The organism is Streptomyces sp. NPDC020983, assembly GCF_044333485.1.
Taxonomy (GTDB): Bacteria; Actinomycetota; Actinomycetes; order Streptomycetales; family Streptomycetaceae; genus Actinacidiphila.
The window spans coordinates 212,572-233,342 of the sequence record NZ_JBIRRA010000015.1 but is presented as its reverse complement, the minus strand read 5'-3'; the positions used below and the strand labels follow the sequence as shown (position 1 = coordinate 233,342).

The following is a 20,771-nucleotide window of genomic DNA, read 5'->3' as shown; positions in this document are numbered from 1 at the left end:
ATGGCCATCGCCGTGGCGAAGAACCCGCTCAAGAACCGCGTGAACCACCGCGGCCGGCGCACCCGGCGCCTGCCGTACCTGCTGATAGCCCCGGCCGCCGTACTGATGCTGGGCTTCATCGCCTACCCGATGGGCAGCGTCCTCTACTACAGCCTGCAGGACTACAACGTCACCAAACCCTGGCGGAACGGCTACGCGGGCCTCGGCAACTTCCGCCGCATCCTCACCGACGACCCGCAGTTCTGGCAGAGCCTCGGCTTCAGCCTGCGCTGGGTCGTGGTGCAGATCGGCCTCCAGCTGGTCATCGGGCTCGCGCTCGCGCTGCTGGTCAACCAGACCTTCGCCGGCCGCGGCCTGTCGCGTGCGCTGGTCTTCTCGCCCTGGGCGGTGTCCGGGGTGCTGACCACGACCATCTGGATGCTGCTCTACAACCCCTCGACGGGCATGAGCCGCTACCTGGCCGACGCCGGGATCGGCTCCTACGGCCACTCGGTGCTGTCCGACCCCCACACCGTCTTCTGGGCCGCGGTGCTCGCCGAGCTGTGGCGCGGGGTCCCCTTCTTCGCGATCCTGCTGCTCGCCGACCTCCAGTCGATCCCCAAGGACCTCTACGAGGCCGCGTCCGTCGACGGCGCGAACCGGCTGCGGCAGTTCTTCCACATCACGCTGCCGCACCTGAGGGACGCCATCGTGCTGTCCACGCTGCTGCGCGCGGTGTGGGAGTTCAACAACGTCGACCTCCTCTACACGCTGACCGGCGGCGGCCCGGCCGGGCAGACCACCACGCTGCCGCTGTACGTCGCCAACACCGGCCTGGACGGGCACGACTTCGGCTACGCCTCGGCGCTGACCACCGTCGCCTTCGTCATCCTGCTCTTCTTCTCCCTCGTCTACCTGCGCCTGAGCAAGTTCGGAGGCGACCGCGCATGACGACCGCACTCGTCGAGAACGCGACCCTGCCGCCCGCCGCGCTCCCGCACCCCCGCAGGGGCGGGCGCCGCGGACGCGGGCCCGCCGACGGGCCCCCGCGCTGGCAGATCTACCTCCCGCTGGGCCTGTACCTGCTGTTCACGCTCGTGCCGTTCTACTGGATGCTGCTCTTCGCGCTGCGCCCCGACGGCTCCACCGCGCTGGTGCCGTGGCCGGTCACCGGCGCGCACTTCGACAAGGTCTGGAACGACCGCTCCTTCGGCACCTTCTTCGTCAACAGCATGCTCGTCGGCGTCGGCACCCTGGTCTTCACCACCGTCGTCGCGCTCAGCGGCGGCTACGCGCTGGCCCGCTTCCGCTTCAGGGGACGCACCGCCTTCCTGATCGCCCTGCTGTGCTCGCAGTTCATCCCGGGCGCGCTCATGCTCGTGCCGCTCTTCCAGATCTTCCGGCACCTCCAGCTGATCAACTCGCTGTGGAGCGTGGTCATCTCGGAGACGGTCTTCCAGCTGCCGCTGTCGGTGATCCTGCTCAGCGGCTTCATCAAGGGCATACCCGAGGCGCTGGAGGAGGCCGCGTGGGTCGACGGCTGCACCCGCATGCGGGCCTTCCGGGCGGTGGTGCTGCCGATGCTGCGGCCCGGCCTGGTGGCCGTGGGCTCGTTCGCCTTCGTGCACAGCTGGAACCACTTCCTCTTCGCGCTGATGTTCCTCAGCGAGCAGGACAAGCAGACCATCCCCGTCGGCCTCAACACCCTCATCGGCGCCGACAGCGTCGACCTGGGCGCGCTGGCCGCGGGCGGCGTCATCGCCGCCGTGCCCGTGGTGATCGTCTTCGCCTTCATCCAGAAGTGGCTGATCACCGGCTTCAGCGCCGGCGCGGTGAAGGGGTGACGGGCATGAGCGCGACACGTGTCGTCCTGGCCGGCGGCCGCGGTCACGGCCACTGGCACCTGGACAACCTGCGCCGGCTCGGCGCCCGCGGCCTGGTCAGGCTCGCCGGCGTCTGCGACGTCACCCCGCTGGAGCCCGCCGCGCTGACCCGGCTCGGCAGGCCCGCGCAGGGCCCCGACCTCGGCGCGCTCATCGACGCCACCGGCGCGACCGCCGCGATCGTGTGCACCCCCATCCACACCCACACGGCCCTCGCGCTGACCGCCGCGGCGCACGGCGCCGACGTCCTGCTGGAGAAGCCGCCCGCGCCGTCCCTCGGCGAGTACCACCGGCTCCAGCGGGGGCTGGCCGGCAGCGGCAGGGCCTGCCAGATCGGCTTCCAGTCGCTCGGCTCGCACGCCCTGCGGGCGGTGCACGAGCTGGTCGCGGACGGCGCGGTCGGCGAGCTGCGCGGCATCGGCGCGGCCGGCAACTGGGTACGCGAGGAGCACTACTTCCGCCGCGCCGCCTGGTCCGGGCGGCGCCGGCTGGACGGCACCGACGTCGTCGACGGCGTGCTGACCAACCCGCTCGCGCACGCCGTGGCGACCGCGCTGCACCTGGCCTCCAGCACCGCCGAGCAGGACGTCGAGGAGGTGCGCACCGAGCTGTACCGCGCGCACGACATCGAGTCGGACGACACCTCGTGCGTCGCCGTCCGCACCGCCCGCGGCACCCGGATCGTCGTCGCGGCCACGCTGTGCGCGGCCCGCGCCGCCGAGCCGTACGTCGTGGTGCACGGCAGCAGGGGGCGGATCACCTTCTGGTACAAGCAGGACCGGGTGCTGCTGCAGCGCGCCGGGCACGGTCCGGTCGAGCGGGTGTACGGCCGCACCGACCTGCTGGAGAACCTGCTCGCGCACCGCGCCGACGGCACGCCGCTGCTCGTGCCGCCCGCCGCGACCGGCGCGTTCATGCGGGTCGTCGAGGCCGTCCGCACCGCACACGACCCGCTGCCGGTCCCGCCCTCGCGCCGGCGTGCCGTGCCGGGGGAGCGCTCCCCCCGGCGGGTGGTGGACGGGGTCGACGAGCTGGTCGACGCCGCCGCCGAGAAGCTCGCGACCTTCACCGAACTGGGTGCGTCCTGGGCCGCCCCGCTGCGCCCGGCGGCCCGCCGGTGACCGGCACCGTGCCGCTGCGCTGCGGCTCCACGACCGTCGGGGCGTACGTCACCGCGCCACGGCTGGCGGCCCGGCTGTCCCCGCGGCCCTACCTGCACCCGTTGACCACGCTGGGCGGGGCCCCCGTCACCGAGCTGATGCCGGCCGACCACCTGCACCACCTGGGCGTGGGCGTCGCGGTGCCGGACGTCGCCGGGCACAACTTCTGGGGCGGCCGCACCTTCGTCCGCGGCCAGGGACCCACCGCACTCGACAACCACGGCGAGCAGCGGCACCTGCGCTGGACCGCGGGGCGCCCGGGCGGCTTCACCGAGGAGCTGTCCTGGACCGCGGGCGGCCGTGAACTCCTGCACGAGGAAAGGACGGTGACCGCCCGCCCGCTGACGGCGCAGGCCTGGGAGCTGGACTTCGCCTTCACCCTCACCAACACCACCGGGGCCCCGCTGCGGATCGGCAGCCCCGCCACCAACGGCCGCCCCGGCGCGGGGTACGGCGGCTTCTTCTGGCGCGCCCCGCACACCGGCGCGCCCCCGCGGGCCTTCACCGCCGACGCCGACGGCGAGGACGCCGTGCACGGCAGCACCGCCGCATGGCTGGCGCTCGCCGCCGAGCACTGGACCCTCGTGCTGCGCGGCACCGACCCCTGGTTCGTCCGCACCCGCGAATACCCCGGCGTCGGCTCCGCCCTGGCCTGGCGGAGCCCGCTGACCGTACCCGCCGGCGGCAGCGTCAGCCGGCGGGTCGTCACCGCCGTGGCCGACGGCCGGCTCGGCCGTGACGAGGCCGCCGCGCTGGCCGCCCGCACCACCCGCTGAACCGCGCCCGCCCACGCGGCGCCCCGCACGGACCGTGCGCGGCGCCGCCGTACCACCCGCCGACCGCCGCTCCCGGCCCGGCGGCACCCTCCGGCCGTCCCGGACGGACGGTACCGCGACACCAGTCCCGACAACCGAAAGAGCCGCCATGCCGCACCCGCAGCACAGACACCGCAGAGCCCGGCTGACCGCCGGAGCCGCCCTCGCCGCAGTGCTCGCCCTGACCGCCACCGCCTGCGGTGACGACGGCAGCGGCAGCTCCGGAGGCGAGGGCAGCGGCAAGGGGAAGATCGTCTTCTGGGACAACAACGGCGGTGTGCGCACCGACGTCTGGAAGAAGATCATCGCCGCGTTCGAGAAGAAGTACCCGGACATCGAGGTCGAGTACGTCGGCATACCGATCGCCGACGTGCAGAAGAAGTACGACACCGCCATCGCCGGCGGCGGCCTGCCGGACGTCGGCGGCGTCGGCACCGCCTACCTGGCCAACATGGTCGCGCAGAACGCACTGGAGCCGCTCGGCGCCCGGATCGACGACAGCGCCCTCAAGGGCAGGCTCGTCACCGGCATGGTCTCCAGCGTCCAGGCGGCCGGCGGCCAGGGCAAGGAGATGTACGAGGTCCCGACCTCCGCCAACATGGGCACCCTGTGGTACCGCCCGGACCTCTTCGCCGCCGCCGGGCTGCAGCCGCCCACCACCTGGTCGGCGTTCTACGCCGCCGCGGACCGGCTCACCGACGCGAGGAACAACAAGTTCGGCTTCACGCTGCGCGGCGGCGCCGGATCCATCGCCCAGGCGCTGGAGATGATGTACGCCCAGTCCGGCATCGACAGCTTCTGGGACGGCGACAGGACGACCGTCAACGACCCGCGGAACGTCGCCGCGCTGGAGAAGTACGTCGGCCTGTACAAGAAGGACACCCCCGAGGCCGACCTCAACAACGACTTCGTCAACATGGTCGCCGAGTTCGACCACGGCACCGTCGGGATGCTGCAGCACAACCTCGGCTCGTACAACGACCATGTGAAGGCCTTCGGCAAGGACCGCATCGAGGGCGTCACGCTGCCGCCCGCGCAGGACGGCGGGGTGCGCACCATCGTCTCCAACCCGGTCGACGGGCTGGGGCTGTTCAGGAGCAGCAAGAACAAGTCCGCGGCGTGGAAGTTCATCGAGTTCGCCGCCTCGGCGCCGATGAACAGCCTCTGGAACGAGTCCGCGGGCGCCATCCCGGCCAACACCGGCGCGGCACAGGACGCGTGGATCAAGGACGCCGAGCCCACCCGGACGGCGATGGAGTCGCTCAACGACCCCAGAACCACGATCGTCCAGTTCCCGTACTACCTGCCGGACTGGAACAACATCACCAAGGCCGACAGCGAGCCGGACTTCCAGAAGGTGCTGCTCGGCAAGATGACCGCGAAGGCCTTCGCCGACGAGCTGGCGGGCAAGATCAACGACGCCCAGGCCGACTTCCTCGCGCACCACAAGAAGAAGTGAGCCCGCGGCGGGGCCGGTCCACGCCCCGGCCCCGCCCGCACCTTCCCCCCGCACCTTCCCCCCGCACCTTTCCGCGACGAGACCCGTCTCCTTCACCCCACCGGGAGCCGCACGTGCGCAAGAGCCATGTCCCGCTGATCGCCATGCTCGTCTCCGCCGCCCCCCTGGTGCTGGCCGCCGCCCCGGCGCAGTGCGCGCCCGGCGGCCACCCGGGCAGGCTGCCGGGCTACGCCCGCCAGGTGCTGCCGGCCCACGACGGCTGGGCCTCCCAGGACGGCGGCACCACCGGCGGCGCGGCCGCCGACGCCGCGCACGTCTACACCGTCACCAACCGCGCGGAGCTGGCCGCCGCACTCGACGGCGGGAGCGCCGTCCCGAAGATCATCCAGATCTCCGGCACCGTCGACGGCAACGCCGACGCCGAGGGCGAGCCGCTGTCCTGCGACGACTACGCCACCGACGGCTACAGCCTGGACGCCTACCTCGCCGCCTACGACCCGGCGGTATGGGGCCGGGACGAGGTGCCGTCCGGCCCGCTGGAGGACGCGCGCGCCGCCTCCGCCGCCAAGCAGGCCCTCCAGGTCGAGCTCAAGGTCGGGCCCAACACCACCGTCGTCGGCATCGGGCGCAGGCCGACCCTGCTGGGCCTCGACCTCCAGGTCGCGAACGTGGACAACGTCATCGTCCGCAACCTCACCTTCGAGGACGCCTTCGACTGCTTCCCGCAGTGGGACCCGACCGACACCGCCGACGGCAACTGGAACTCCGAGTACGACAACCTCGTGCTCACCGGCGCCACGCACGTGTGGATCGACCACAACACCTTCACCGACGGCCGCCGCCCCGACGCCGGCCAGCCCTTCTACTTCGGCCGCATCTACCAGCAGCACGACGGGGAGATGGACGTCGTCAAGGGCGCTGACCACGTGACGGCCTCCTGGAACGCCTTCCTCGACCACGACAAGACCCTGCTGTTCGGCAACAGCGACGGCGCCGCCGCGACCGACGCCGGCAGGCTGCGGGTGACGCTCCACCACAACCTGTTCCAGGACATCGGCGAGCGCGCGCCGCGGGTCCGCTTCGGGCAGGTCGACGCCTACAACAACCACTACGACGTCACCGACGCGGCGGGCTACGTCTACAGCCTCGGTGTGGGCTTCCGGTCGCAACTCGTCGCGGAGTACAACGCCTTCACGCTGCCGGCCGGTGTCACCCCCGACCGCACCCTCGCGTACTGGAAGGGCACCGCGATGACGGAGGACCACAACTACGTCAACGGGCGCCCGGCCGATCTGCTCGGCGCCTTCGACGCCGCCCACCCCGCGACCCCGATCGCGCAGGGCGCGGGCTGGACGCCGGTCGCGCGCACCCGTGTCGACGACCCGCGCGCCGTCCCGCACGTCGTCGACCACGGCGCCGGGGCCGGACGGCTCTGACTGCTCCTGACGGCCCGCCGCCCGCCCGGGCGGCGGGCCGTCACGAGGGCGGATTGCCCGTACGGCCCGCGGCCAGCGGCGTGATGGTGAAGAGCTCGTCGCACACCGTCACCTCGCCGTCGACCACCAGCGACGCGCGGCTGCCCGGCGGGTAGACGCGCACCTTCGCCGACGCCGGGCGGCAGGTGCCCAGGTGGTTGGCGGTCCGGATGGTGTCGCTCGCCGACTCGCCCGGCTTCAGCACGACCGGCGCGTAGTCCATCGGCCGGCGGTCGGCCGGGGCGCCGATCTGCTTGCCGCTCGCGTCCAGCACCGACACCCCGGGGTAGCCGGTGAGGTGGCAGGCCGTCGCGCCGTGGTTGGTGAGCAGCAGGTAGCGGTAGACGCTGCCCGCCGCCCCCTCCGGAGCGCCGAGCGAGGCGGTCAGCTGGGAGGCCGCGCACATCGGCGCCGGGGAGCCGTGGCCGGTGGACGCCGGCGTGCCGGACGGGGTGGGGGAGTCCTTCGCGGGGGAGGGGCCGGTCACGGGCGGGCGGGACGGCGGGGACGCGCCGTGCGTGCCCGGGGTGGCCCGCGGCTCGGTCGTCACCGGCGGCGCCGGCCGGGTGGTCCGCGGGGCGGGGGTGGTCGGCGAGCCGGTCGCGGGCGGGCTCACGCGGTCCTCGGTCCCGTGCGGCGTGAGGGCGCCCACCAGGTACACCGACCCGGCGAGGACCGCGGCCGCCGCGGTCCCACCCCCGGCCGCCCGCAGCCGGCGGCGGCGTGCCGCCCGCCGCCGGATCTGCCCGAACGAGCCGGGCGGCGGGGCCAGATAGCCCGGCGGCTGCCGCAGCAGCGGCTCCTCCGGGCCGGGGCCCTCGGGGGTGCCCCCCAGGTCGTCAGGAAATCCGGTCATGGTGTCCTTCGAGTCGGGCGCGGAGCAGTTCGCGTGCGGCGTGCAGATCGGCCTTGACGGTGCCCTCCCGGCGGCCCAGCAGCGCGGCCACCTCACGGACCGGCAGGTCCGCGTAGTAGTAGAGGAGCACCGGGTTGCGCAGCCGCTCCGGGAGCGACTGCACCAGTATCCGCACCGAGGGGTCGTCGGCCTCCCCCCGGGAGTGCAGGGACTGCTCGACCGACACCCGGCGCAGCGCACGCCGCTCGCGCTCCGTTCTGCGCCAGTGGTCGCGGACCAGGTTGGCCGCCGTGACGTAGAGGAAGCCGGTCGGCTCCTCGACCCTGGTCCAGCGGGCCCACAGCCGGGTGAACGCCTCGGCCGCCACCTCGTGGGCGGTGCCGTCGTCGTCCACCAGACGGCGGCACCAGCCCGCCAGCCGCGGGTACACGGCCTCGAACAGCTCCGCGGCGGCGCGCTCCTCGTGCTGCCGGATGACGACCCTCCTCACCTCCGCAGACGGGCCGCCGAACGTGGCGGGCCAGTCGTTCACGGGCCGGCGACCAGCGAGGCGTAGACGATCACGTTGTCCGGGTAACCGCCGCCGCCCGTCAGCTTCGTGCCCCCGCAGGTGATGAGACGCAGGGCGGGGTGGTCCACGTTCCCGTACACGGCCCGTGTCGGGAAGTGCGCCTTCGGCACCGTCTGCACCCGCTCGACGGCGAACGTCGCGACGCTGCCGTCCGCCCGTACGACCTGCACCCGGTCGCCCGGCCGCATCCGGTCCAGCCGCCGGAAGACGCCGTCCCCGTACCTGCCGACCGTGACGTGCCCGAGCAGTACCGCCGGGCCGGTCTGGCCGGGCGCCGGCGAGCCGTCGTACCACCCGGCGGGCGAGTGCGGCTCGATCGGCGGCACCTGCACCGTCCCGTCGGCCGCAAGGCCCAGCGCGACGACCGGGGTGTCCACCCCGAGGGAGGGGATCTTCAGCCGCTTCGGCGACGACCGCGCCATCGCCCCCGGGCGCGCGGGGGCCGTGGTGTGCGTGCCCGTCGGCGAAGCGGTGGGCGGCGCCACGCCGCCGGGCGTGCCGGACCCCGCGGAGGCGGGACCCGTGCCGGTCCCGTTGCAGGCCGACACGCCGACGGCGAGCGCGGCGAGCGCCGCGGCGGCCCACGGGGCGCGGCGCGCCCCCGACCGCTCGCGGGCCCGTAGGGGGGTGCGTGTCCCCCGGCCGCCGGAAGGCCGGGCGGCGGCCGGGGGAGGCACCGGGTGTCCGGCCGGGCGAGGGGCTGCCTGACCGGACCGGGGTACGTGACGCAGGCCGGACAACGCTCAGCCCCGGGAGCGGCGGCGGGAGGCCGCGACGCCCAGGCCGCCCAGCGCGAGTGCCGCCGCGCCCGCCGCCAGACCGGCCGTGAGCTCGCCGTTGCCGCTGCCGCCGCCCGTCGCTGCGAGACCGGTGTCCGGCGCGCCCTTCGGAACGTGCGAGACCTGGCCGGTGTCCGTCGGCCCGGGCGTCGACCCGTGCGTCGGCGCGGGCGTGCCCACCGGGTCGCTGCCGTCCTTGCCCGCGGCCATCGGCGTGATCGTGAAGACCTTGTCGCAGATGGTCAGCTGACCGGGGATCACCAGCGACGCGGTGTTGCCCGGCGGGTATATCCGCACCTTCGCCGACGTCGGCAGGCACGTCCCCATGTGGTTGATCGTGTGGATGGTGTCGCTCGCCGACCCGCCGGGCTTCAGCACGACCGGCGAGTAGCGGCTCGGCTGGCGGTCGGCCGGGGCGCCGATCTGCTTGCCGCTCGCGTCCAGCACCGACACCCCGGGGTAGCCGGTGAGGTGGCAGGCGGTCGCGCTGTGGTTGGTGAGCACGAGATAGCGGTAGACGTGCCCCGCGCCCGCGTCCCCGCCGCCGAGCGAGGCGGTCAGCTGCGAGGTGGCGCACATCGGGGTGCCGGGCGCCCGGCCCACCGGGGCCGAGGCGACAGCGGGGACGGTTCCCGCGACCGCCACCGCGAGGACCGCCGCCGTGCCGGCGGCGAGTGAGGTACTGCGCATGTCCCGTCCCTCGTTTCTCCGGCGGCCGGCCGCGCGTCCCGTCGCGCGGACCCTGGCCGTACCGGGATTCGTGGGCAGAGACGACACGGGCGGGCACCGGGTTGTAAAGACTTCGTCAAGTCCCGCTCCCCGGGCCCGTGTCCGTTCCGAACGGCCGTCAGGACGGCAGCGCGCGGCGGCCACCGAGCGCGCGAACCACCGGTGCGTCGGGCATCCGGCGTCCGGCTTCCGGTGGAGGGCGGGGGTGCCGCGGACTGCTGCGGGCGGGCGGTGCGGGCTCTCAGGCCCCTGCGCCCGCCCGTGTGTCGTCGCCGGGCTCCGTGTGCGGACGGTTCGCCTCCCGGGGGGCGGGCGGCGCCGCCCTCAGCGCCGCCGCGAGGAGGGCCACCGGCTCCGCGGGGGAGGTGGCGTGGAGGATCTCGGTGCGGTGCACCAGCCGCGGCGCGGCGACGGGGACGGCGTGCACGCCGGGCGCCCCGGCGAGTGCCGCGGCGGGCAGCACCGCGAGGCCGTGCCCCGCGGCGCACAGCGCGAGCAGCCCCCGCACGTCCGCGCCGTCGTAGCGGAGGGCGGCGCGGAAGCCCTCCGTGCCGCTCACCGTCCGCAGGCGGGCGAGCGGCAGCGCGGTGCCCGGGGCGTCGATCCAGCGCGCCTCGGACAGGTCGGCCAGGCCCAGTCCCGCGCGGCCGGCCAGCGGGTGCCCCGCGGGCAGGGCGACGGCGAGGGGCTCCTCGGCCACGGCGAGCGCCACCGGCGGCGCGGTCTCGGCGAGGTTCAGCGGGTCGCCGGGCGCCGCGGCCCCGTCGACGAGGCCCGCGTCCAGCTGCCCGGCGGTGACGCCGCCCACGACGGCACCGCGGCCCAGCACCCGTACCGTCACGTCCAGCAGCGGCTGCCGGCGCCGCAGCCCGGCGAGGGCCGCGGCGAGCCGCCCGGTCAGGGCGGTCGGCGCCGCCCCGACGACGAGCCGGGCCGCGGGCTCCGCGGTGAGCCGCGCGATGTCGGCGCGGGCGGCGTCCAGTCGCAGCAGCAGCGGCTCCGCGTGCTCCAGCAGCCGTGCGCCGACCGGCGTCGGGGTGACCGGCCGCCGTCGCAGCAGCACCGCTCCGAGGTCGTTCTCCAGCGCGGCGATGTGCTGTGACACCGCCGACTGCGTGTAGCCCAGTTCGCGCGCGGCCGCGGAGAAGGAGCGGAGGCGTGCGACGGCGGTGAACGTACGGAGCAGGTGCGGATCCACGTCCATCAGTATCCGTGATGGACGGTGCACGGATCATCGTTGGCGCTTCATCCGGACGCCGGGCAAGGATGTCCGCATGTCCGAACCCCCGGCGGCCGCAGCCGCAGTACCCCAGGTCCCCGCGCCGCGTGTCGCCCTCGTCGGCGACCGCTCGCCCGGTGTCCGCTCCCACACCCGCCTCCCCGGCATCCTCGACGCGCTCGCCGCCCGCGACCACCTGGTCCTCGACGCGTACTGGATCCCCACCACCGAGGCGGAGGACGCCGCCGCCCTCGCCGCCTTCGACGCCGTCTGGCTGCTCCCCGGCAGCCCCTACCGCAGCGAGCGCGGCGCGCTCACCGCGGTGCGCACCGCCCGCGAGCGGGGCATCCCTTTCCTGGGCAGCTGCGGCGGCTTCCAGTACGCGGTGCTGGAGTTCGCCCGCCACGTGTGCGGGCTGGCGGGCGCCTCCCACGCCGAGGAGCGGCCGCCCGGCACGGACGACGCCGATCTGCTCGTCGTCCCGCTCGCCTGCTCCCTCGTCGGCCACGAGGGCGCGGTCGACGTGGCCCCCGGCTCGCTCGCCCGCAGCGCCCTCGGCGCGGAGCGGTCCGTCGAGCGCTACCACTGCTCGTACGGCCTGGCCCGCGACCGGCTCGACGTCCTGCGCGCGCACGGCCTGCGTTTCAGCGGCGTCGACGGCTCCGGCGACGTCCGTATCGCCGAACTCCCGGGCCACCCGTTCTTCCTGGCCACCCTCTTCCAGCCCGAGCTGTCCGGCGACGGGACCCGCCCGCACGCCTTCGTCCGGGCGCTGGCCCGCGCGGCCGCCGCCCACGCGGCGGGCAGGGCCGGCCGGCCGGCGCCCACCGAACCGGCGGGCCGTCAGCCACCGCGCTGACCAGCGGACTTCATGATTACCGGGGACCTTCACTACGATCCTCCGATGATCACGAGAAGACTGCTGGCCATGGGTATGGCCGGTGGCCTACTGGCCACCCTCGTCTGCGGGCTGCTGCCCGCCGGCGCCGCCGCCGACGACGGCGAACCGGCGGCTCAGCCCGCACCGAAGGTCGAACTCGTCCTCGACGTCAGCGGGTCGATGCGCGCCAGGGACATCGACGGGCAGACCCGGATGTCCGCCGCCAAACAGGCCTTCGACGACGTCCTCGACTCGACGCCGCCGAACGTCCAGCTGGGCATACGCGTCCTCGGTGCGGACTACCCCGGCAACGACCGCAAGACCGGCTGCAAGGACACCCGGCAGCTCTACCCGGTCGGACCGCTGGACCGCACCGAGGCCAAGACCGCCGTGGCGACGCTCGCGCCCACCGGCTGGACGCCGATCGGCCCCGCGCTGCTGGCCGCCGCCGACGACCTCAAGGCGGGCGGCGACGGCACCCGCCGCATGGTGCTCATCACCGACGGCGAGGACACCTGCAACGCCGACCCCTGCGACGTCGCCCGCGACATCGCCTCCCAGGGCATCCACCTGGTCATCGACACGCTCGGCCTGATCCCCGACACCAAGACCCGCAACCAGCTCAGCTGCATCGCCGAGGCCACCGGCGGCACGTACACCACCGTCCAGCACAAGAACCAGCTGACCAGCAAGGTCAAGCAGCTCGTCAGGCGCAGCACCGACACGGTCGTCACGCCCGTCTCCACCCAGGGCGCCGCCAGCTGCGCGGACGCGCCCCTGCTCAAGGCGGGCCTGTACTCCGACCGCGAGACCTTCTCCGAGAACCGCTGGTACCGCGTCGAGGTGCCGCCGGGCAAGGAGCTGCGCGCGTCCGCGACCGTCGGCGTCGACCGCGCCGTCAACGCGGACTACGGCGTCCTGCTGCGCGGCGTGACCCTGCACGGGCGGGAGATCGTCCGGGACGACGAAGCCGGCACCGGACGCACCGACGCCGTCTCCGCGGGCATCCGCTACCCCAAGCCGAAGGCCGACGACGGCACGCCGCCGGAGACCGTGTGCCTCCAGGTCGGCAACTCCTTCTCCGCGCCGCCCGCCGTCAAGACCACCCCGGGCCTGCCCGTCGAGCTGGCCGTCGATCTGGTGCCCAGCCCCGACCAGCCCTCCGACGTCGCCTTCTTCGGCCTCGGCCGCGGCTGGTGGCTGCTCGGCCTGCTCACCCTCACCGGCGGTGTCGCCGGCCTGCTGACCGGCTGGGTCTCCCGCTGGCGGCTGAACACCGGAAGGGCCTCCTGATGCGCACCGTACGACGACTGGCCGCCGCGCTGCTCTTCACGGCCGCCGCGGTCGCACTGCCCGCGGGCCACGCCCTCGCCGACGACCCCACCCCGGCCGCCACGGCGACCGCGACCGACGGCACCGCCGGCGACGACGGGCCGCCCACCGAGGCGGGCACCAACTTCCGCACCGCGGTGGCCGTCGAGCAGGGCGAGCAGGCCACCGCCGGAGCCTCGGCGGGCGACTACCTGTACTGGGTGGTCCCCGCCGACGCCGGGCAGCACGTCACCGTCAAGGCCACCGTGACGTTCGGCTCCGGCTCCGGGACGGCCGCCGCGCACAGCGCGTCCACGTGGCAGATCGACGTCTACGACGGCCTGCGCCGCCGTCAGGCCTGTCGCTACGGAGCGCAGACGAGGACGGCCGCGGCGGACGCCGCGAGCGTCGACCTGGTCTGCCACCTGCGCACGGTGCGCGCCTGGGCCGACACCTGGTCCAACGACCCGCTGCGCGGCGCGTTCTACCTGCGCCTGACCGCGCTCGACGTCGCCGAGGCCGATCTCGGCCAGCCCTTCCGGGCCGCCGTCGAGGTGACCTCGGACGGCACCGCGGGCCGCGACGCCGTCGACGGCTCGGTGGCGCCGGTGGTCTCCGCGAGCGCGCCGGACGTCTCACCCGGAGACGGCTGGGCCGGCACCTGGTGGTCGCCGCGCTGGCTGTGGACGGCCGGCGGCGGACTGCTCGCCGTGGCCGCCGCGCTCGGCGGCCACCGGCTGGCCCGCGGCCCGATCGGCCGCCCGTACCGGGGCCGTCCCGCGGAGCCGGTGCGTCCGCACGAACCGCCGCCGTACACCTCCTGACGGCGGCCTCCGCCGCGGCGCACCACCATCCGGGGGCGTCCCCTCCTGCGCGGAGGGGACGCCCCCGGGCGTGTGCCGGCGCCGCCGGTCCCGTACGGCGCCGGCGGCTACAGTGAGCCGGTGCGTGAAACCCCTGAAGAGATCACCGCGCTCCAGGCCCTGCTCGATGCCTCGCTGGCGGACTCCACCTCCCACCTGCGCTCCGTCTTCACCGGCCGCACCATGACGGCCGGGCAGCTCACCTCCGTCCTGACCGGTATGTGCACACTCGCGCTGTCCACCGTCACGGCCCGGGGCGAGCCCCGGATCAGTGGCGCGGACGGCCACTTCCTGCACGGACGCTGGTATTTCGGCACCGCCCGCACCGCCGCCAAGGCCCGCCACCTCGCCGCCCGCCCGGCCGCCAGCGCCGCCCACATGCGCGGTGAGGACCTGGGCGTCTTCACGCACGGCAACGCCGTGGCCCTCAACCCCCGCGACGCCGCCGCGGCCCCCGAATGGCCCGACCTGCTCGGCTACCTCAAGGACTTCTACGGCGCCGACGCCTTCGACTGGGACCGCGACGTCGTCTACTACCGCCTCGACCCGCACTGGATGACCGTCTACGCCCCAGACCCCGCCGCGCTGACGGACTCCTGAACGCGCGTCACCCGGGAGCGGGCGGGACCCGCGCGGGGACGCCGCCCGCGGACGGGGGAGGGCCGCGGGATACGCCGAGTGACGTATGGCCCCGGCATGCGCGGGGGCGCATGCTTGCCCCACCCCCGAGGTGCCCCGCCGCTGCTCCCCCTTACGGCGGGGCACTGCCGTGCCCGCGCGGGCCCCGCGCGAGCCGGCGGGGAGAAGGGGGAGCGGGGCCGGACACCGGCGGTGCGGCGGTCGCGTCCTTCCCCGGCGCCCCGGCCGCCCGGCGCCCGTCCCGGCTCCGTGACCCGCTGAGCGGCGGTGCGGCGGTCGCGTCCTTCCCCCGGCGCCCCCGGCCGCCCGGCGCCCGTCCCGGCGCCGTGACCCGCTGACGGGCAGGCCCGTCCCGGTGGCCTGCCACGACGGCCGGGTGCCGGGACGGCGGTGCCCGGCCGTCGCGGAACGGGCACCGCCGGGGGCATTCCGTCGTCACCCCACCGGGCCGGGCGCCGCGCTGGTAGCGTGCCGGGCATGTTCCTCCACCGTGTGTAGGCCGAGCCGGCCGCCCCGCGGCACCGCGGGCGGCGGCCCTCTCGCGCCCACCCACCGGCGCGCCGGCCCGGCCGGCGCCGTGACGCCGAGGAACACCCCATGTCTTCGTCCTCCGTACCGGCGGCGTATTCCGCCGTCCTCCGCAGACCCCACGTCCTGCGGACCTTCGGCCCTGCACTGCTGGGCCGCCTCTCCTACGGAACGGCCTTCGTCCCGCTGGCCGTCGCGCTGACCCGCACGACCGGCTCCTACGCCTGGGCGGGCGCCGCCGTGGCCTGCTTCGGGCTCGGCGCCTCCGTGCCGGCGCCGCTGCGTGCCCGCCTCATCGACCGGCGGGGCCCGCGCCGCGTCCTCCCCGCACTGGCGGCGGCCTACGGGGCGGCGCTGCTGGCGCTGACCGCCGCGACCTGGTCGCCCGGCACGCCGCGCCCGCTGCTCGCGCTGCTCACCCTCGCGGCGGGCGTGTGCTCGCCGCCGCTCGGGCCGGTCATGCGCACGCTGTGGAGCACGCTCGTGCCCGAGCCCGAACTGCGCGCGCGGGCCTTCTCGCTGGACGCCGTCGCCGAGGAAGTCCTGTACGTCGTCGGGCCGCTGCTGGCCGGCGTGGTCATCGCGCTGGGCAACCCGGCCGCCGGGGTGGGCGGCAGCGCCGTGCTGGTCGTCGTGGGCACCCTGGCGATGTGCACGTCGCCGGTGGTGGCTTCCGCCGCGCCGCCCGCCGGGGCGCCGCCCCGCGACGCCGCGGCGAGGGCGGGGCGGAGCCCCGGCAAGCGGCGGACGGGGCGGCCGGGATGGCTGGTTCCCGCCGTCGTGGCGGGCGCCCTCGGGGTGTCGCTGGGGGCGCAGGAGCTGCTGGTGGTCGCGTTCGCCCGCGGGCACCACGATCTCGCGGCGGTCGCCTGGATCCAGGCCGCGGTCTCCGCGGGCAGCGTCCTCGGCGGCACGGTGTACGGCGCCCGCACCTGGCGCGTGCCCGCGCGCCGCCGCCTCGCGCTGCTGGCGGCCGCCCTCCCGGTGCCGCTCGCCCTCGCCGGGTCCGCCGGCGGCGTGCCCGAGCTCGCGGTGCTGCTCGGCTGCACGGGCGCGTTCGTCGCCCCGGCCCTGTCCACCGCCTACCTGCTCGCGGACGACGAGGCCGCGGAGGGCGCCCGCACCGAGGCCGGCACCTGGGTCAACACCGGCTTCAACGCGGGCCACACCGCCGGCACCGCCGCGACCGGCCTGGCCCTCGGCGCCCTCCCGCTGGGGCTGTGCTTCGTGGCGGCGGCCGTCCCGACGCTGCTGTCGGCCGTCCCGGCCGCGGGGCGGCCGAGGCGGCGGTCCCGGCGGGCGGCCCGGCGCCGGGAGGGGTGGCCGACCGGCCCGCCGCCGACCGTCCCCCCGGCCGGGCCGCCGGGCTTCTGCTGCCCGGTCTGCCGGAAACCCCTGCCCGCGGACGCCGCCGGGTGCGCGGTGTGCGCGGCGCGCGGCGAGGCGTGAGCCCGCGGCCCGCGGCCGCGCACCGGTACCTCCCGCCGCCGCGCCGTCAGCGCGCCGGGACCGCCGCGGACAGCTCCGCCGCGTCCGGCGGGCGGGCGCCCGCGCGGGAGACGGTCAGGGCCGCCGCGGTCCCGGCCCGGCGCAGGACGCGGGCCAGCAGCGGGCCGTCGAGGGCGGCGGGCAGCCGGGGGCGGGCGGCGGCGCCGGTGAGGTCCACCGCGTGCAGCGTGTCGAGGGCCGCGGACATGAAGGCGTCCCCGGCCCCCACCGTGTCGACGACCTCGACGGGGACGGGCGCCCCGGCCACCCGGCCCGCCGCCGTGAACGCGTGCGCGCCCCGCGCGCCCAGCGTCACGAAGACCGCCGCGGGCCCCAGCCGCAGCCAGCGCGCGGCCACCTCGCCGGGCCGCTCGCCCGGGTAGAGCCACGCGAGGTCCTCGTCGCTGGCCTTGACGACGTCGCTGAGCGCCACGCACCGCTCGGCCTGCGCGGCGGCCGCCGCCCGTGCGCCCATGAGCGCGGGGCGGACGTTCGGGTCGTAGCTCACGGTCGCCACCGCCCGCAGCCGCGCGGTCAGCTCCTGCGCGGCGGCCGCCCCGGGCGCCACCAGCGCGCCGATCGACCCCAGGTGCACGTGCCGCACCCCGCCCGCCGGCGGGTCCACCGGCCGCAGCGTCCAGCCGATCGCGAAGTCGTAGGTTGCCGCGCCGTGCGCGTCCAGCGTCACCACGGCGGTGGGCGTGGCCGTCCCCCGCTGCCCGTCCGTGAGCACGTGCACCCCGGCGCCCTCCAGGTGCTCCCTGATGAGCCTGCCCTCCGCGTCCTCCCCGAGCTGGGTGAGCAGCGCGGCGCGTCGCCCCAGCCGGGCCAGGCCGTAGGCGACGTTGGCGGAACTCCCGCCGGGGTGCGTCACGTCGGGCGCGCCGGGGGTGCGGACGACGTCGGCGACGCTCTCCCCGACGGCCAGAAAGTCGATCACCCGCTCATCATCGCGCACCCGCGCACCGCGGCGGACCGTCCGCGGGCGCCTCCGCGAGAGGATCCGGCGCCCGCCCTCCGGACCGGCGCGCGGCCGCAGCCGCCGGGGATGCGAGGATGGAGTCCATGAACAATGTGTACTTCGACATCTCGATCGACGGCGCACCCTCCGGACGCATCGTCTTCCGGCTCTTCGACGACGTGGTGCCCAAGACCGCCAAGAACTTCCGCGAGCTGGCCACCGGGGAGCACGGCTTCGGGTACGCGGGCTCCGCCTTCCACCGCATCATCCCGTCCTTCATGCTCCAGGGCGGCGACTTCACCTCCGGCGACGGCCGCGGCGGCAAGAGCATCTACGGCGAGAAGTTCCAGGACGAGAACTTCCAGCTCAAGCACGACCGCCCGTTCCTGCTCTCGATGGCGAACGCCGGGCCGAACACCAACGGCTCGCAGTTCTTCATCACCACCGTCGTCACCGACTGGCTGGACGGCAAGCACGTCGTCTTCGGTGAGGTCGTCGAGGGCCAGGAGCTCGTCAAGACGATCGAGGGCAAGGGCTCGCGCAGCGGTGCGCCGTCCGCGAAGGTCGTCATCACCGAGTCCGGAACCGTCGCCTGACCGAACCCGACCACGCCCCGCCCCACGGCGGGCGCACCCGCGAGGGCCCCCGGCACTGTGCCGGGGGCCCTCGCGTCCGGCGGTGTCAGAGCGACTCCCGGCCGTCCAGCCGGACCCGGCCGCCCACCTCGACCACCCCGTCCGGCTGCGGCGCCGTCATGATCTGCGAGCCGCGGCCCTGCGCGATGTTCAGCGCCCGCCCCAGCCGCTCGGTGAGCAGCAGCGCCGCCGCGCCGGTCGCCTCGTCCTCGTCGATCCCGTCGTCGCGGCCCGGGAAGGCCCGCGCCCTGATCCGGCCCGCAGCCTTGTCCTGCCAGGCCCAGGCGTAGATCCACTCGCCGGGCGGCGGCACCTCCAGCGCGTCCACCTCGGCCGCCGAACCGTACTGGAGCAGGGTGCGCGGCGGCGCCCAGGCCGGCATCGCCCCGATCCAGCAGAACTCCCCGTCCATACGGACGTCCACCACGCCCGCGGGCGTCACCAGCTCCGGCAGGTCGAGCAGCCAGCCGGTGCCCACGCAGGGGTGACCGGCGAAGGGCAGCCGCAGGGTGGGGGTCCAGATGTCGAGGATGCCGCGCTCGGGGTCGTCGACGAAGACGGTCTCGCTGAAGCCGAGCTTGGCGGCCAGCCGCAGGCGGTCCGAGGGGTCGGGCACGGCCGAGCCGTCGCGGACCACGGCCAGTTCGTTGCCGTGCCGCCCGTCGGCGCCGCAGAAGACGCGGAGAACGTCGTATTCGGTCACGCGGGCAGTCAACCACGTGCGGCGGGCCGGCGGAGGCCGGAGGCCCGGGGGCGGTTTGGCCGCGGGCGGGCGGGGCAGGCGTGGGTGCACAAGGGGGCCGGACGCGGCAGGCGCGCGCCGACCGACCGGTGGGTTCGTGCGGCAGGAGGCCGGGTCCGGCACACGATCGGGCACGGATGGGACGGTCTCGTGATGCAGCAGCAGACAGCGCCGACGACGCGCACCAAGTCCTGGACCCTCAACCTGGAGATCGCCGAGGAGAGCAAGGACGCGACCACGGTCGAGGCCGCTCTCGACACCGGCGACCGCACCCTGCGCACGCACGCCACCGCGCAGCGCAACCCGGGCGACCCGCCCGCCCCGGAGATCGGCGACGAGTACGCCGCCGGGCGGGCCCTGCTGGAACTCGGCAGGCAGCTGCTCCGGATGGCGACGGTGGACGCCGCCGAGAACGAGAAGGCGGCCGCCCACGAGCCGCCCGCGCGCTGAGCACGGCCTCCCGGCCGGGGCCGAGGAGTTCCGGCCGGGAGCCTCAGCGCTCGGCCGGGACCGGAGCGGGCAGCAGTCCGTCCGCCAGGAGTCCCAGGTGGATCGCCTCGGCGACGATCTGCACCGCGGACTGGGGGCGGATCAGCACGGTGATCTCGGTGATGTGCCGTGCGCCGTCGAAGTGCAGCAGGTCGATGCCGTGGATCTGCCGGCCCTTGACGGTCGCCCGGAAGGGCAGCGCGGTCGCGGTGGCGCGCGTCCCGTCCGCCCCGCGCTCGGCGGCGCCGTCGAGCCGGCCGCCGTAGTGGACGTCCTCGAAGGTGCGGTAGAGCACGGCGAAGAGGCCGGTGACCAGCCGTCTGCCCTCGAGGGGCCGGAAGGTGACGGGGCTGTAGAAGCGGACGTCGTCGGTGAAGAGGTCGTCGAGCGCGGTCAGGTCCCGGTTCTCGACGGCGGCGCGGAAGCGTTCTGCTGTGGCCACGGGCGTACCTCCCCTGTGAGGCCCTGCCTGGGGGCCTCTTCCGGATAGTCATGAAGGTGACTAGTCACAGTGTTGACTATCCCGCGGCCGCGTGCGGCCGTTTCACGCCACTGCGCACGCACGCCACCGGCCCCGCCCGGCCGCCCCGCGCCCGGGGGAACCGCACGCGTGCCGGGGGCCGTCTCAGCGGTCACCCGGGCGTCCCGATACGGGCACCTGCGGAGGGAGGGGGCGGTGGCGGACATGACGGACGAAGGCGCACCCGGGGGCACGAACGGCCACTCCGCCCGGCGCGAGGCCCTCCGGCTCGCCGGGCAGCACGGCTTCGGTGCCGCCCGCGGCACGGTCGCCCTCGGCGGCGGTGACGCCGGCTGCGCGGGTGTCGCGCTGGCCGTCACCCTGCTGCCACCGGGGATCGGGCTGCTCGCGGGTCCCTTCGGGCCGCTCGCGGCGTCCGCCGGGGCCACGCTGGTCATGGCGGCGCTCGCCGTCCCCGTCCTGGCCCTCGGTTACGAGCGGCGGCGGGGCGCCCGGATCCCGCGGCTGCACCTCTTCGACGGCGGTCTGGTCATCGGCTACCCGCCCGCGCGCCCGTCGGGGCCGCCCCGCCCGGAGGGCTTCGCGGTGCTGCCGTGGACGGACGTCCGCGTCGCCGAGCGGATCCACACCTCCACCGCCGGCCGGGGCGGGGCGGCCCGGCGGGTGTGGCGGCTCGAACTGCACGTCCGCGGCGGGCCGCTGCTCTGCTCGCTGGGCGACACCCCCCTCGGCCTGCAGGCCCTCCGGCTCGCCCTCGCCGGAGGCGCGGACACCGGCGGCGCCTGAGCGTACGGGCCGTCCCGGAGGGCGGCGCCAGGGCGTGACCGCG

General features: G+C 75.6%; 22 protein-coding genes. 14 read left to right on the top strand and 8 right to left on the bottom strand.

From position 1 onward, the window contains the following. The 6 genes from ACH4SE_RS30045 to ACH4SE_RS30020 all read left to right on the top strand — a co-directional run bounded on the left by ACH4SE_RS30045 (nt 1) and on the right by ACH4SE_RS30020 (nt 6,732). Complete coding sequence (locus tag ACH4SE_RS30045) at nt 1-930, top strand: carbohydrate ABC transporter permease (protein ID WP_398546659.1); 930 nt, start codon at nt 1-3, stop codon at nt 928-930. After that, entirely contained in the window at nt 927-1,823 is an 897-nt protein-coding gene (locus ACH4SE_RS30040) for a carbohydrate ABC transporter permease (protein ID WP_398546658.1), read from the top strand. Before ACH4SE_RS30045 ends, ACH4SE_RS30040 begins: the two co-directional genes overlap by 4 nt. A gap of 5 nt (nt 1,824-1,828) precedes the next feature. Continuing rightward, nucleotides 1,829-2,983, top strand: coding sequence for a Gfo/Idh/MocA family protein (locus ACH4SE_RS30035; protein ID WP_398546657.1), 1,155 nt, complete (start codon nt 1,829-1,831; stop codon nt 2,981-2,983). Beyond that, nucleotides 2,980-3,798: a PmoA family protein gene (locus ACH4SE_RS30030; protein WP_398546656.1), complete on the top strand. Its 819-nt coding sequence runs from the start codon at nt 2,980-2,982 to the stop codon at nt 3,796-3,798. The genes ACH4SE_RS30035 and ACH4SE_RS30030 overlap by 4 nt, the downstream gene beginning before the upstream one ends. A gap of 148 nt (nt 3,799-3,946) precedes the next feature. Continuing rightward, nucleotides 3,947-5,296: an ABC transporter substrate-binding protein gene (locus tag ACH4SE_RS30025; protein WP_398546655.1), complete on the top strand. Its 1,350-nt coding sequence runs from the start codon at nt 3,947-3,949 to the stop codon at nt 5,294-5,296. Between the two features lie 143 nt (nt 5,297-5,439). Next, a complete protein-coding gene (locus ACH4SE_RS30020) occupies nt 5,440-6,732 on the top strand; it encodes a polysaccharide lyase family 1 protein (RefSeq protein ID WP_398546676.1) in 1,293 nt (430 codons plus the stop codon). A 40-nt stretch (nt 6,733-6,772) separates the two neighbouring features. On the opposite strand, the gene ACH4SE_RS30015 is transcribed toward ACH4SE_RS30020, so the two are convergent. The 5 genes from ACH4SE_RS30015 to ACH4SE_RS29995 form a co-directional block, all read right to left on the bottom strand. Next, the gene (locus tag ACH4SE_RS30015) at nt 6,773-7,627 is read right to left on the bottom strand and encodes a DUF4232 domain-containing protein (protein WP_398546654.1); all 855 of its coding nucleotides are present in this window, start codon (nt 7,625-7,627) and stop codon (nt 6,773-6,775) included. After that, nucleotides 7,611-8,102, bottom strand: coding sequence for an RNA polymerase sigma factor (locus ACH4SE_RS30010; protein WP_398546675.1), 492 nt, complete (start codon nt 8,100-8,102; stop codon nt 7,611-7,613). Before ACH4SE_RS30010 ends, ACH4SE_RS30015 begins: the two co-directional genes overlap by 17 nt. Nucleotides 8,103-8,155: 53 nt before the next feature. Then, nucleotides 8,156-8,683, bottom strand: coding sequence for a class F sortase (locus tag ACH4SE_RS30005; protein ID WP_398546653.1), 528 nt, complete (start codon nt 8,681-8,683; stop codon nt 8,156-8,158). A 258-nt stretch (nt 8,684-8,941) separates the two neighbouring features. After that, a complete protein-coding gene (locus tag ACH4SE_RS30000) occupies nt 8,942-9,667 on the bottom strand; it encodes a DUF4232 domain-containing protein (RefSeq protein WP_398546652.1) in 726 nt (241 codons plus the stop codon). 280 nt (nt 9,668-9,947) lie between these two features. Further along, a complete protein-coding gene (locus ACH4SE_RS29995; protein ID WP_398546674.1) occupies nt 9,948-10,904 on the bottom strand; it encodes a LysR family transcriptional regulator in 957 nt (318 codons plus the stop codon). Nucleotides 10,905-10,980: 76 nt separating this feature from the next. Here ACH4SE_RS29995 and ACH4SE_RS29990 point away from each other — a divergent pair, with 76 nt between their 5' ends. The 5 genes from ACH4SE_RS29990 to ACH4SE_RS29970 all read left to right on the top strand — a co-directional run bounded on the left by ACH4SE_RS29990 (nt 10,981) and on the right by ACH4SE_RS29970 (nt 16,595). Continuing rightward, on the top strand, nt 10,981-11,784 hold the full coding sequence (locus ACH4SE_RS29990) for a hypothetical protein (RefSeq protein WP_398546651.1): 804 nt from the start codon (nt 10,981-10,983) through the stop codon (nt 11,782-11,784). Nucleotides 11,785-11,829: 45 nt separating this feature from the next. Continuing rightward, on the top strand, nt 11,830-13,098 hold the full coding sequence (locus ACH4SE_RS29985) for a VWA domain-containing protein (RefSeq protein ID WP_398546650.1): 1,269 nt from the start codon (nt 11,830-11,832) through the stop codon (nt 13,096-13,098). After that, complete coding sequence (locus ACH4SE_RS29980; protein ID WP_398546649.1) at nt 13,098-13,940, top strand: hypothetical protein; 843 nt, start codon at nt 13,098-13,100, stop codon at nt 13,938-13,940. The genes ACH4SE_RS29985 and ACH4SE_RS29980 overlap by 1 nt, the downstream gene beginning before the upstream one ends. Nucleotides 13,941-14,060: 120 nt before the next feature. Beyond that, nucleotides 14,061-14,579, top strand: coding sequence for a pyridoxamine 5'-phosphate oxidase family protein (locus tag ACH4SE_RS29975; protein ID WP_398546648.1), 519 nt, complete (start codon nt 14,061-14,063; stop codon nt 14,577-14,579). Between the two features lie 636 nt (nt 14,580-15,215). Continuing rightward, the gene (locus ACH4SE_RS29970; RefSeq protein WP_398546647.1) at nt 15,216-16,595 is read left to right on the top strand and encodes an MFS transporter; all 1,380 of its coding nucleotides are present in this window, start codon (nt 15,216-15,218) and stop codon (nt 16,593-16,595) included. A 46-nt stretch (nt 16,596-16,641) separates the two neighbouring features. Here the strand turns inward: ACH4SE_RS29970 and ACH4SE_RS29965 are convergent, their stop codons facing one another. Beyond that, nucleotides 16,642-17,571: a carbohydrate kinase gene (locus ACH4SE_RS29965; RefSeq protein WP_398546673.1), complete on the bottom strand. Its 930-nt coding sequence runs from the start codon at nt 17,569-17,571 to the stop codon at nt 16,642-16,644. Between the two features lie 128 nt (nt 17,572-17,699). Here ACH4SE_RS29965 and ACH4SE_RS29960 point away from each other — a divergent pair, with 128 nt between their 5' ends. After that, nucleotides 17,700-18,191 carry a peptidylprolyl isomerase gene (locus ACH4SE_RS29960; RefSeq protein WP_398546646.1) on the top strand — a complete coding sequence of 164 codons (492 nt, stop codon included), beginning with the start codon at nt 17,700-17,702 and terminating at the stop codon, nt 18,189-18,191. Nucleotides 18,192-18,276: 85 nt separating this feature from the next. Here ACH4SE_RS29960 and ACH4SE_RS29955 read toward each other — a convergent pair whose 3' ends face one another. Further along, nucleotides 18,277-18,933, bottom strand: coding sequence for a PhzF family phenazine biosynthesis protein (locus tag ACH4SE_RS29955; protein ID WP_398546645.1), 657 nt, complete (start codon nt 18,931-18,933; stop codon nt 18,277-18,279). Nucleotides 18,934-19,125: 192 nt separating this feature from the next. On the opposite strand from ACH4SE_RS29955, the gene ACH4SE_RS29950 reads away from it, so the two are divergent. After that, the gene (locus ACH4SE_RS29950) at nt 19,126-19,422 is read left to right on the top strand and encodes a dsRBD fold-containing protein (RefSeq protein WP_398546644.1); all 297 of its coding nucleotides are present in this window, start codon (nt 19,126-19,128) and stop codon (nt 19,420-19,422) included. A gap of 43 nt (nt 19,423-19,465) precedes the next feature. Here the strand turns inward: ACH4SE_RS29950 and ACH4SE_RS29945 are convergent, their stop codons facing one another. Then, on the bottom strand, nt 19,466-19,903 hold the full coding sequence (locus ACH4SE_RS29945) for a nuclear transport factor 2 family protein (RefSeq protein ID WP_398546643.1): 438 nt from the start codon (nt 19,901-19,903) through the stop codon (nt 19,466-19,468). Nucleotides 19,904-20,137: 234 nt separating this feature from the next. Here ACH4SE_RS29945 and ACH4SE_RS29940 point away from each other — a divergent pair, with 234 nt between their 5' ends. Then, nucleotides 20,138-20,728 (top strand): hypothetical protein, encoded by a 591-nt coding sequence (locus ACH4SE_RS29940; protein WP_398546642.1) that lies wholly within the window; start codon nt 20,138-20,140, stop codon nt 20,726-20,728. Nucleotides 20,729-20,771 lie beyond the last annotated feature (43 nt).

Bases quoted from the DNA above. Each gene is read 5' to 3' on its own strand.
- ACH4SE_RS30045 (WP_398546659.1), top strand. From the start codon at position 1: ATGGCCATCGCCGTGGCGAAGAACCCGCTCAAGAACCGCGTGAACCAC.
- ACH4SE_RS29970 (WP_398546647.1), top strand. From the start codon at position 15,216: ATGTCTTCGTCCTCCGTACCGGCGGCGTATTCCGCCGTCCTCCGCAGA.
- ACH4SE_RS29960 (WP_398546646.1), top strand. From the start codon at position 17,700: ATGAACAATGTGTACTTCGACATCTCGATCGACGGCGCACCCTCCGGA.
- ACH4SE_RS30020 (WP_398546676.1), top strand. From the start codon at position 5,440: ATGCTCGTCTCCGCCGCCCCCCTGGTGCTGGCCGCCGCCCCGGCGCAG.
- ACH4SE_RS29950 (WP_398546644.1), top strand. From the start codon at position 19,126: ATGCAGCAGCAGACAGCGCCGACGACGCGCACCAAGTCCTGGACCCTC.
- ACH4SE_RS30040 (WP_398546658.1), top strand. From the start codon at position 927: ATGACGACCGCACTCGTCGAGAACGCGACCCTGCCGCCCGCCGCGCTC.
- ACH4SE_RS30035 (WP_398546657.1), top strand. From the start codon at position 1,829: ATGAGCGCGACACGTGTCGTCCTGGCCGGCGGCCGCGGTCACGGCCAC.
- ACH4SE_RS29990 (WP_398546651.1), top strand. From the start codon at position 10,981: ATGTCCGAACCCCCGGCGGCCGCAGCCGCAGTACCCCAGGTCCCCGCG.
- ACH4SE_RS30025 (WP_398546655.1), top strand. From the start codon at position 3,947: ATGCCGCACCCGCAGCACAGACACCGCAGAGCCCGGCTGACCGCCGGA.
- ACH4SE_RS30000 (WP_398546652.1), bottom strand. From the start codon at position 9,667: ATGCGCAGTACCTCACTCGCCGCCGGCACGGCGGCGGTCCTCGCGGTG.
- ACH4SE_RS29985 (WP_398546650.1), top strand. From the start codon at position 11,830: ATGATCACGAGAAGACTGCTGGCCATGGGTATGGCCGGTGGCCTACTG.
- ACH4SE_RS30015 (WP_398546654.1), bottom strand. From the start codon at position 7,627: ATGACCGGATTTCCTGACGACCTGGGGGGCACCCCCGAGGGCCCCGGC.
- ACH4SE_RS29980 (WP_398546649.1), top strand. From the start codon at position 13,098: ATGCGCACCGTACGACGACTGGCCGCCGCGCTGCTCTTCACGGCCGCC.